The following is an 11260-nucleotide window of genomic DNA, read 5'->3' as shown; positions in this document are numbered from 1 at the left end:
CCGTGTGAGGCCGAGCCCGTCAGGGCACTTGGGTCAACCAACCCACACGTTCGTTCGAGAGGTATTTGTGTCGCCTGCTAGCTCGACCTCGAAAGCGTCGGAACTGCACGAGCACGTGATCGCGCAGCTGATCGAGCGTGGACGGTCCCAGGGTTACCTCGAAGCCGACGACGTACGCCGTACGTTCGAAGAGGCCGACATCCCCGTGTCGATGGCCTCCAGGATTCTGCGGAGCCTCAGCGAGAAGGGTGTGACCGTCATGGTCAGCGCTGCCGACTCTGCGGCGCCGAAGCGTTCGCGCAAGCGGGCGACCACGCCGCGCAGAGCCAAGACCGCCGCTGCCGCCAAGGAGCAGCCCGACACGGTGACCGCCGTCGTGACCGAACGGTCCGGCGAATCCGCGAGCGCGGGGGAGGCGGCCGCCCGGCCCGCCCCGGCCCGCAAGCCCGGCAAGGCCGCGGCCAAGCCGGCCGCCAAGAAGCAGGCCAGGAAGAGCGGCGAGGGCGCCGCCAAGAAGGCCGCCCCCGCGGGCAAGGGCGCGACCAAGAAGGCCGGCCCCGCCACCGCCAAGGTGGGCGAGGGCCGTCCGGGCGACGAGCCCGACCTCGAGGACGACGTCGATGTGACCGACCTGGAGGACACCGACCTCAGCGATCTCGAGGCCGACCTGGCCGACGACGGCGCGGTCGTCGACGACCAGGCCGACGTCGAGGACGAGGAGGAGGCCCCGGCCAAGCCGACCGGCAAGGTGGGCCCCGCCGGCGAGAACGAGGAGGAGGCGTTCGTCCTCGGCGACGACGACGAGGACGCCCCCGCCCAGCAGATCGCCGCCGCCGGCGCCACCGCCGACCCGGTCAAGGACTACCTCAAGCAGATCGGCAAGGTCCCCCTGCTGAACGCCGAGCAGGAGGTCGAGCTGGCCAAGCGCATCGAGGCCGGCCTGTTCGCCGAGGAACGGCTGGCCAAGGACGGCCACCTGATGTCCGACGAGGACCGGCTCGACTACGAGTGGATCGCCGAGGACGGCCGCCGCGCCAAGAACCACCTGCTGGAGGCCAACCTGCGGCTGGTGGTCTCGCTGGCCAAGCGCTACACCGGTCGCGGCATGCTGTTCCTGGACCTGATCCAGGAGGGCAACCTCGGCCTGATCCGCGCGGTGGAGAAGTTCGACTACACCAAGGGTTACAAGTTCTCCACCTACGCCACCTGGTGGATCCGGCAGGCGATCACCCGCGCCATGGCCGACCAGGCCCGCACCATCCGCATCCCGGTGCACATGGTCGAAGTGATCAACAAGCTGGCCCGGGTGCAGCGGCAGATGCTCCAGGACCTGGGCCGCGAGCCCACCCCGGAGGAGCTGGCCAAGGAACTCGACATGACCCCCGAGAAGGTCGTCGAGGTCCAGAAGTACGGCCGCGAGCCGATCTCCCTGCACACCCCGCTGGGCGAGGACGGCGACAGCGAGTTCGGCGACCTGATCGAGGACTCCGAGGCGATCGTCCCGGCCGACGCGGTCAGCTTCACGCTGCTGCAGGAGCAGCTGCACTCGGTGCTCGACACGCTGAGCGAGCGCGAGGCGGGCGTGGTGTCCATGCGTTTCGGCCTGACCGACGGCCAGCCCAAGACCCTGGACGAGATCGGCAAGGTCTACGGGGTGACCCGCGAGCGCATCCGGCAGATCGAGTCCAAGACCATGTCCAAGCTGCGCCACCCGTCCCGGTCCCAGGTCCTGCGCGACTACCTGGACTGAGCCTCTTCACGCACGCCCGCCCCCTTCCCCGCGAAGGCGGCGGGCGCCCGCGTCCCTCCACCGCCACCGTCCGCACCCACGCGGGGGCGCGGCGTGGGCGGTGTCAGGAATGCAGGATGACGTCGAGGTTCGTTCCGTTCAGTTCGACGGTGTGGCCGAGGTCGGCGGCGACCTTGGCCAGTTCCTCGGGGGTCTCCGGCGCCGCTCCGGCCTTGATCAGGTCGTGGGCGAGGGCGCCGCGGGTCGCCTTGGCCATGTGACTGACCACGGTGCGTTTCGGCGTGCCGTCCACCACCTGCTCGCGGAAGACCCGTACCGCCACGGCAGGGCCCGGACCCGGCTTCCAGGCGGCGGCGTACGGGCCCGAACGCATGTCGACGATCAGGCCGTCCAGCCGCAGCGCCCGCTTCAGCGCGGGCCGCCATACGGCCGCCACCCCGCCGATCCGTGGCAGGGACACGTTCATCGCCAGCCGATACGGCGGGACGCGGTCGGTCAGCCGCAGCGCTCCCCAGAGCCCGGAGAACACGATGATCTGCTCGGCGGCCCGGTCGGGGTCGATGCCGGGCAGGTCGAGATTGTCGTAGAGCACGCCGGTGTACAGGCGCGCGGCCGGCAGCGCGGGCGCCTCGGCCAGGGCCCGGTTGCGGGCGAGCGCCTCCTCCGCCTGCCCGGCCGGCAGCCCGAGGACGTCCGCCGCGTCGCGGCGGCGGGACGCCTGGCGCAGCGCGGCCAGCACCCTCTTCCGTGTCGGCGTGAGCGCGGGAAGGCTCAGCGCCGCCAGGTCGAGCGGCGGACCGTCGCCGTCGGACGCCTTGCGCTCCGACGGCGGCAGCAGAATATGCACTGTCCTCCTCGATTTCGCCATACGCACGGTGACCGGCCGAGATGCATCACGCGACGGCGAAGCGCCGCGATGACGTCACAATTCGCATTCGATTGACTGCGGTATGTGCTCGCCGGATGTGCTCGGGAATGCGAAACGGCGGTCACCATCTGGTGACCGCCGCCGCGACCTTCTATGGGGGCGGCTACCGCTCCTCATCGGGAGCGACGGCCGGGGTTGCGTTCAGCCTGTCGGTCTCGTCCTGGATGTCGGCCCCGGTGGCACGGAGCGCCTCTGCGTACTTGCGCCCGTGGTGGGCGCAGAACAGAAGGTCGCCGCCGCCCACAAGGACCGCACGGACATAAGCCTGAGCGCCGCAACGGTCGCAACGGTCTGCGACGGACAGCGGCTTGGTCGGGGCAAGGGCTCCAGTCACGGCACCTTCCTCATGCTCGGGGTCGGTACTTAGGACAACATCTAACCCGACCTCGACGTTCCCAACCTGTTTCTTAGTACGCCCACAGCAGAATGCCCGCATAAGTGACCGAGGTCACACCATTCCTGGGTGGTTCGTGGTGTTTTCTCGATGGGCCTCCGGAACGCCGTGGGTGACCGCCTGTATGCCGTCCGTATGATGCCCGAGGTGAGCGGCGTCACTCGTCCCGTGATGGCCGGTCGTGCCGTCCGCCCCGCGCCCGCCGAACGGCCGCCCGCCGGCTGATTGCGGAGGTTCACTTCGAACCGGACAGGTCAGACGCGTTCTCTCGTCGCGGGACAGATCCCCCGCACGGCTGGTCGAAAGTACGTTCTCCCAGGCCACGCCCCGTCCGCCGTGGTTACATGGAGACGACGCGGGAATCGGGTGGCCGCGCGACGGCCGTCCGCGGACGCGGACCCCGCTCCGTCCGCCGCCCGGGCGGCGCGGACGCGGCGGCGCGCCTGTGAAAGGACTGTCGGCGGCCGGGGGTAACCTTCTGCCGAACTCGACTGATTCGACCACCCGAGCCTGCCTCATCCCCGAGGAGCGCACCAGTTGACCGCCGCGACCGCTGAAGCGACCACCGACGACCCGCACGGCTACTCCGCCCGGCACCTCACGGTGCTGGAAGGCCTGGAGGCCGTACGGAAGCGACCTGGCATGTACATCGGGTCCACCGACGGACGCGGGCTCGCGCACTGCCTGTGGGAGATCGTCGACAACTGCGTCGACGAGGCCCTGGCCGGGTACTGCACGCACATCTCCGTCACCATGCACGCCGACGGCTCGTTCGAGGTCGCCGACAACGGGCGCGGCATCCCGGTCGACATCGAGCCCAAGACGAAGCTGTCCGGCGTCGAGCTGGTCATGACCCGGCTGCACGCGGGCGGCAAGTTCGGCGGGGTGGCCTACACCGCTTCCGGCGGCCTGCACGGCGTGGGCGCCTCGGTCGTCAACGCGCTGTCGGCCCGCCTGGACGTCGAGGTCGACAGCAACGGGCACACCCACGCCATCAGCTTCCGCCGCGGCCTGCCCGGCGAGTTCGACGGCGAGGGCCCGACCGCCAAGTTCAAGAAGAAGTCCGGGGTGCGCCAGGTGCGCCGGGTCGCCAAGAAGACCACCGGCACCCGGGTGCGCTTCTGGCCGGACAAGCGGATCTTCCTCAAGGGCGCCACGGTCGAGACGCCGCAGGTCATGGACCGGATGCGGCAGACCGCCTTCCTCATCCCCGGCCTGACCATCGACGTGCGCGACGAGCGCGGCGAGGAGGTCGTCGAGGAGACCTTCCGCTTCGACGGCGGCATCAGCGAGTTCTGCTCCTTCCTGGCCCAGGACGCCCCCGTGGTGGACGTGCTCCGGCTGCAGGGCCGGGGCCACTTCACCGAGACCGTCCCGGTGCTGGACGACCAGGGCCACCTCATCCCGCAGGACGTCGAACGCGACCTGGAGGTCGACGTGGCGCTGCGCTGGGGCACCGGCTACGACACCGTCTGCAAGTCGTTCGTCAACGTGATCGCCACGCCCAAGCACGGCACCCACGTCAAGGGCTTCGACCGGGCGCTGGTCAAGGTCATCAACGACCAGCTGCGCGCCACCCGGCTGCTGAAGAACAGCGACGAGGACGTGATCAAGGACGACGTCCTCGAGGGCCTGACCGCCGTGGTCACCGTCCGGCTGCCCGAGCCGCAGTTCGAGGGGCAGACCAAGGAGGTCCTCGGCACCTCGGCGGCGACCCGGATCGTCCAGCAGGTCGTCACCCGCGAGCTCAAGGCGATCTTCGACAACCCGTCGCGCGGGCAGAAGCAGCAGCTGCGCATGGTGCTGGAGAAGGTGGTCGGCGCGGCCAAGACCCGCATCGCCGCCCGCACCCAGCGCGACAACCAGCGCCGCAAGACCGCCCTGGAGAACTCGGCGCTGCCCGCCAAGCTGGTCGACTGCCGCACCGCCGACGACCGCAGCGAGCTGTTCATCGTCGAGGGCGACTCGGCCCTCGGCACCGCCAAGCTCGCCCGCAACTCCGAGTTCCAGGCGCTGCTGCCGATCCGCGGCAAGATCCTCAACGTGCAGAAGGCGTCCGTCGCCGACATGCTCAAGAACGCCGAGTGCGCCGCGATCATCCAGGTGGTCGGCGCGGGCTCTGGCCGCTCGTTCGACCTCGACTCCGCCCGCTACGGCCGCATCATCCTGATGGCCGACGCCGACGTCGACGGTTCGCACATCCGCTGCCTGCTGCTCACGCTGCTCTACCGCTACATGCGTCCCATGCTGGAGGCGGGCCGCGTCTTCACCGCCGTGCCGCCGCTGCACCGCATCGAGCTGCTGAAGCCGAAGAAGAACCAGGACAAGTACGTCTACTGCTACAGCGACGCCGAGCTGCGCAAGAAGCTGGTGGAGTTCGAGCGCAAGGGCCAGCGCTGGAAGGAGCCCGTCCAGCGCTACAAGGGCCTCGGCGAGATGGACGCCGACCAGCTGGCCGAGACCACCATGGACCCGCGCCACCGCATCCTGCGCCGCATCCGCATCGAGGACGCCGAAGAGGCCGCCCGCATCTTCGACCTCCTCATGGGCAGCGACGTGGCCCCCCGCCGCGAGTTCATCGCCGCCGGCGCCTCCGAACTGGACACCGAACGCATCGACGTCTGACCCAAACCACACCAACCCACCCCACCCGCCCGGCGGCACCGCCCGCCTGGTGCGCGCCGCCGGCCCGGTGTGCGCCGCCGGCCCGGTGTGCGCCGCTGGTCCGGTGCGTGCTGCCCGCCCGGCGTGTGTCGCTGGCCCGGTGTGCGGCGCCGGTCCGGTACGTGTCGCTGGTCCGGTACGTGTCGCTGGTCCGGTGCGCCACCGGTCCAGTGGGCGCCGCTGGTCCGGTGCATGTCGCCCGCTCGGTGCGCCGCCGGTCCGGTGCGTCTCGCTGGTCCGGTGTGCTGCCCGTCCGGTGCGTGCCGCCTGCCCGGCGTGTGTCGCCGGTTCGGTGCGTCTCGCCGATTCCGGCACGTGCCGATGGAATGGTGCGTGCACTCGTTCGGTGCGGCTCCCGGGTGACCGCGTCGGCGGTGATGGTGTCCAACGCCTCGGCCGGCTCGTCCAGCACCAGCACCGGCGGATCGGCCACAGGCCCAGGGCGTCCAGGACGTCCTTAAACCGTCACCCGTCGGTGATGACCTGCCCCCAAGCGGCGGCGTGAGGGGCGGGGCGGGGTGTCGCGGTGACGGGCACGTGTGGCGGCGGGCTCGTCGCGTGTCGACCGTTCGGCTGTGCTGACCGTCCAGTGTGTGTCTTGTGCGCCGTGGGGCTTGCGTGCCACGGGTGTATGCCCGCATGTGTCTTGGTGCCGACGACACGTCATGCGTGCCTCGCCTGCGATGCATGCCCCGCTTGCCGTGCGTGCCGTCCGTGTGATGTGTTGCGCCCGATGTGGTGCTGCTGCGCCTGCGGTTCCTGCCGCGCGTGTGCATGTCGCGCGGCCGCGGCGTGGCGCACGCTCGCCCGCGATGCTTGCCGCGTGCCTGCTGTGAGTGCCTCCGTGCCGTGTAACGCCCGATGTGGTGCTGCTGCGCCTGCGGTTCCTGCCGCGCATGTGCATGTCGCGCGGTCGGCGTGGCGTACCCTCGCCCGCGATGCTTGCCGCGTGCCTGCCGTGCGTGCCTCCGTGCCGTGCGTGCCGCCTGCGTGACCTGTGGTGCCCGATGTGGCGCGTGCTGCGATTGTGGTTGGTGCCGGTGTTCATGTCACGTGGCTGCGGCGTGGCGCACGCTCGCCCGCCATGCATGCCCCGCTAGCCGTGCGTGCCGCCCGTGCGGCCGTGCCGTGCGTTGCAGTGTTGCGTGCCGCCCGTGCCGTGCGTGCCGCCTGCGTGGCCTGTGGTGCCCGATGGGGGGCGTGCTGCGCTTGTGTGGTTGGCATGTCGCGCGGCCCGGTGTGTTGCGCGGCCAGCGTGGCGCATGCTCGCCTGTGTCGCCATGTTCGATGGCGTGACGCATGTCCAGCTTTGTTGGTGTTTGGGTGTGTTGGATGTGCGTTCGCGCGTCCGGGCAGCAGGGCAGGCCGGGTTGAGAGTGAGTGCGGCCTTCCCTTCTCATGCAGGCCTGCGACGGCGCCCTAGCGCGCAATCACGCACCCTGCGGTGCGCAGAGTGCGCTGGCGCATGCACTCCTTCCGGGGCAATGGAGGCGCGAATCGGATGTTAGTCGCGCGTCTGGGCGGCACAGTGCAGGCCGGTTGAAGTGTCGTGCGGCCTGCTCTGCTCAGGTGACGAGCTGGCGACGGTGAACCGGCGTGCATTCGCCTACCCTGCGACGCGCGGAGGGCGCCGATGCCTGGAGTTTTCCGCGTCAAGGGAGGCCCTAGTCGGGTCGGATGTGCGTTCGCGCGTCCGGGTAGTAGTGCAGGCCGGTTGAGAGCGTTGTGCCGCGTGCTCTGCTCGGGCGGCGAGTCGGCGGCGGTGAGTCAGTGCGCATGCACAGGCTCTGTGGCGCGCAGAGGGCGCCGCGGCTTGTGCCCACGCGTCAAGGGAGAGCCGAGACCGCTGGTGTTTGGGGCTGGGTGGGGGTGGTAGGGGCGTGTCGCGTTGGGGGTTGCTTTGCAGGCGGATGGGCGTGCTGGCTTTGGTCAGGGCGGCCGTTGAGCGAGGCGGGGTTCCGTGCCTTTCCGTCCTGGCGTTGGGTAGGCGCGGTCTGACGTTCCTTTGGTTCGGCCTGCTTGTGTCCCGGCAGCGTCCCCGTTCACGGCCGCGACCTGATCGGCGATAACTGGGCGATCCGGGGGTACTGGAGGGGCGGGAGTGGCACGGTGAGGAGTGTTCATGGCGGAGGCTACGGTCGATGCGCGGGTGGTGGATGGCGGGCTGCGGCGTGTCATCGGGCGCAAGGTGCTGCTGCTGTTCGTGGTGGGGGACATCCTCGGCGCGGGGATCTACGCGCTGGTCGGGCAGGTCGCGGGTGAGGTCGGCGGGGCGGTGTGGTTGCCGTTCCTGGTGGCGTTCGTGCTGGCCGCGCTGACCGCGACCGCCTACGCCGAGTTGGTCGGCAAGTATCCGCAGGCGGCAGGGGCGGCGCTGTACGCGCACAAGGCGTTCGGGGTGCCGTTCGTGACGTTCATCGTGGGGTTCGCGGTGCTGATGAGCGGTGTCACGTCGGCGAGCACGGCGGCGCGGGCGTTCGGCGGGGAGTATCTGGCCGAGTTCGTGTCGCTGCCGACGCTGGTGGGCGCGCTGGGCTTCCTGGCGCTGGTGACGCTGGTCAATCTGGCGGGGATCTCCGAGTCCATCAAGGTCAACGTGGTGCTCACGCTGATCGAGGCGTTCGGGCTGGTCGTGATCATGGCGATCGGCGTCGTGGCGCTGCTGGCCGGGGACGGCGACCCGGCACGGGCGCTGGAGTTCCATCCGGCGGGCGGCGCGTTCATGGGCGTGCTCGGTGGGACGGCGCTGGCGTTCTACGCGCTGCTGGGCTTCGAGGACTCGGTGAACCTGGCGGAGGAGGCGCGCGAGCCGCGTCGCGACTTCCCGATGGCGCTGTTCGGCGGGCTGGCGGTCACCGTGGTGATCTACACGGCGGTGGCGTTCACCGCGACCATGCTGGTGGACGCGCGCACGCTGGAGGCGTCGACCGGGCCGCTGCTGGAGGTGGTCGACGCGGCCGGGCTGAGCTTCCCGCCCAAGCTGTTCGCGCTGATCGCCCTGCTGGCCGTCGGCAACACCGCGCTGATCAACATGATCATGGCGTCCCGGCTGGTGTACGGGATGGCGCGGCAGGGCGTCGTGCCGCGCGTGTTCGGGATGGTGCATCCGACCCGGGCGACCCCGTGGGTGGCGATCCTGTTCACGGTGGCCGTCGCGGCGGTGCTGGTGAGCACGGGTGACGTGGGCGGGCTGGCCGACACCACCGTGCTGCTGCTTCTCGTGGTGTTCGCGCTGGTCAACGTGTGCGTGCTGGTGCTGCGGCGGGAGCGGGTCGAGCACGACCACTTCCGCGCGCCGACCTGGATGCCGGTGCTCGGCGCGGCCAGTTGCCTGTTCCTGGCCCTGCCGGTCACCGGCCGGGACGGCGAGGTCTACCTGCGCGCCGCCATGCTGCTGGGGATCGGCAAGGGGGTGTGGGTGCTCAACCGGCTGCTGGCGAGACGCCGTCGTGGCACCGGGCGGCCGGTCGAGGCCGGCGCCGACCAGGGCACATGACCGGCGGCGCGGCTCAGGGGGACACGGGCAACGCCACCCACGACGGATGGGACGGGTCGTGCCAGATCTTGAGGCCCTTGCCGATCGAGTCGCCGAGCTGGGGGAGCGGCGGGAACAGGTGCGGGAAGTCGGCGGTCTGGATCGACACGCGCAGGCGGTGGCCGGGCTTGATCTCGGCGGCGATCGGGAAGACCTCGACGTCGACGGCGACCGGCGTGTGCCTGGGCATGGCCTTGGCCGACGCCTTGGTGTACGGGTGGTACGGCTGGACGATCAGGCCGTCGCGCTGGACGGTCCTGGCGTCGTCCAGCGCCCGCAGGGACAGCACCTGCCAGCCGCTGGTGAGCTGGGTCGCCTTCCCGTCCGGGGCGACGTCCTCGACCCGCACGGTGAGCTGACCGTCGCGGGCGGCGCTGGACACGACCAGGTGCGCGTTGATCGGTCCGGTGAGCCGGAGCGGCGCGCGGACGGGCAGGTCGTAGGCGACGCCGAGATCGTCGTTCTGGCTGTTGTCGTGCTCGCAGGACAGGCCGAGGTACTTCAGGAACCCCGCGCCCGCCCACTGGATCGTGGATCGGCTGCACAACCCGGCGAACGGGTTCCAGGGGACGTGGTCGGGTCCGCCGGTGCCCTGACCGGTGGTCAGGCTGCCGGGGCGTCCGGGAACGGCCCGTCCGGAGAGCCGGAACGCCTGGTAGCGGGTTCCGGCGGGCGGCCACTGGGCGGTCTTCACCCAGCGTCCTGAGCCGTTCTCGAAGTAGGTGACCGGCGGCACGTCCTTGTCGAGGCCGGGGTCGGGGATCTCCCGCACGTAGCGGTCGAACCAGCGGAGCATGAGGTCCTGCAGCGACGGGCCGGGCGGTACGGGGGTGCCGGGGATGGTGACGCCGAGCGCGGGCGAGGCGCCGTCGATGTGGTACCACGGCCCGTAGACGAACCTGGCGGGGACGCGGCGCGCCAGCCGCTGGTACAGCATCGGCTCGCTGCGCTGGAAGATGTCGAACTCGCCGCCGACGACGAACGTCGGCACGTTCACCTTGTCGACGACCTCCAGCGGCGAGCGCGTCCGGTAGAACGGGCCGTCGAACGCCCTCTCGCCGCCGGTGAGCGCTTCGAGGAGCATGGCGATCTGGAAGTCGCCGATGTTGCCGAAGTGCTCGCGCAGCACCTCGGCGGCCCGTGCGGGGTCGGCGCCCGAGTAGGTGGGCGGCAGCACGCTGGTCAGGGCGACCGCGGCGAGCCACATCGGCACGAAGCCGAGGCCGAGCTGCCCGCCGGTGCCGATCACGTCGCGGTACGCGTCGCCCATAGGCACCACGGGGAACAGCGCCTTCAGCCCCTTGGGCCGCTGGGCGGCGGTGAACAGCTGGTTGATGCCGCCGTAGGAGGCCCCGACCATGCCCACCCGGCCATCGCTCCAGGGGCGTTCGCGGGACGCGGCCCATTCGACGACCTCGGCGCCGTCGCGCTGCTCTCGGGCGCTGAACGCCTCCCATTTGCCGTGTGAGCCGCCGGTGCCGCGCACGTCCACGATCACCTGCACGTAGCCGCGCTGGACGAGCCGGTCGCTGGCCATGTTCGCGCCGGGCAGCGTCTTGTTGTACGGCGTCATGGTGACGATCACGGGGAAGCGGCCGGGTGCGGCACGGCCGTCGCGGGCGGGGCGGCGGACGTCGGCGACCAGCCGGACACCGTCGCTCATGGTCAACGTGACGTCCTTCTCGGTCGTCACCTGGTAGGTGGCGGGACGGGGCGTCCAGCCGCTGGGCGCCCATGCCGTGGGCGACGCGGTGGTCGTGCGCGCGGCGAGTGCGGTGTGCACGGACGGTGCGGCGTGGACGGGGGCGGCGGTGCCGAGCGAGAGCGCGGCGATGGCGAGGGGTGCGGTCCAGCGGGTGACGCGGCGCATCGGTGGCGACCTCCAGGCGCAGGTTTCCCGCCGGTAACGTAACGATCTACTTACTCCAGGACAAGTATTGACAGGCCGTCCAGTAACGGCTACGGCGCGCGCCGGCCGAGGGTCAATAT

Annotated in this window: 6 protein-coding genes; 3 read left to right on the top strand and 3 right to left on the bottom strand. The window is 70.7% G+C overall.

Going from position 1 to position 11260, the window contains the following annotated elements:
* Positions 1-67 precede the first annotated feature (67 nt).
* Positions 68-1750, top strand: a complete 1683-nt coding sequence (locus ABD811_RS15595; protein WP_344947298.1) for an RNA polymerase sigma factor — start codon at positions 68-70, stop codon at positions 1748-1750.
* A gap of 103 nt (positions 1751-1853) precedes the next feature.
* Here ABD811_RS15595 and ABD811_RS15590 read toward each other — a convergent pair whose 3' ends face one another.
* Positions 1854-2597, bottom strand: coding sequence for a YaaA family protein (locus ABD811_RS15590; protein ID WP_344947295.1), 744 nt, complete (start codon positions 2595-2597; stop codon positions 1854-1856).
* A 184-nt stretch (positions 2598-2781) separates the two neighbouring features.
* Positions 2782-3012, bottom strand: a complete 231-nt coding sequence (locus ABD811_RS15585; protein ID WP_344947292.1) for a DUF7455 domain-containing protein — start codon at positions 3010-3012, stop codon at positions 2782-2784.
* A 597-nt stretch (positions 3013-3609) separates the two neighbouring features.
* Between ABD811_RS15585 and ABD811_RS15580 the strand changes: the two genes are divergently transcribed.
* Together ABD811_RS15580 and ABD811_RS15575 are read left to right on the top strand one after the other, a co-directional pair.
* Positions 3610-5697 carry a DNA gyrase/topoisomerase IV subunit B gene (locus ABD811_RS15580; protein WP_344947289.1) on the top strand — a complete coding sequence of 696 codons (2088 nt, stop codon included), beginning with the start codon at positions 3610-3612 and terminating at the stop codon, positions 5695-5697.
* 2161 nt (positions 5698-7858) lie between these two features.
* Positions 7859-9232, top strand: coding sequence for an APC family permease (locus ABD811_RS15575; RefSeq protein ID WP_344947286.1), 1374 nt, complete (start codon positions 7859-7861; stop codon positions 9230-9232).
* Positions 9233-9245: 13 nt separating this feature from the next.
* Here ABD811_RS15575 and ABD811_RS15570 read toward each other — a convergent pair whose 3' ends face one another.
* On the bottom strand, positions 9246-11141 hold the full coding sequence (locus ABD811_RS15570) for a CocE/NonD family hydrolase (protein ID WP_344947283.1): 1896 nt from the start codon (positions 11139-11141) through the stop codon (positions 9246-9248).
* Between the last annotated feature and the right edge of the window lie 119 nt (positions 11142-11260).

This window comes from Actinomadura miaoliensis, from assembly GCF_039536785.1.
Classification (GTDB): Bacteria; Actinomycetota; Actinomycetes; order Streptosporangiales; family Streptosporangiaceae; genus Spirillospora; species Spirillospora miaoliensis.
The sequence above is the reverse complement of the archived record's forward strand: the minus strand, read 5'-3'. Positions and strand labels throughout refer to the sequence as shown.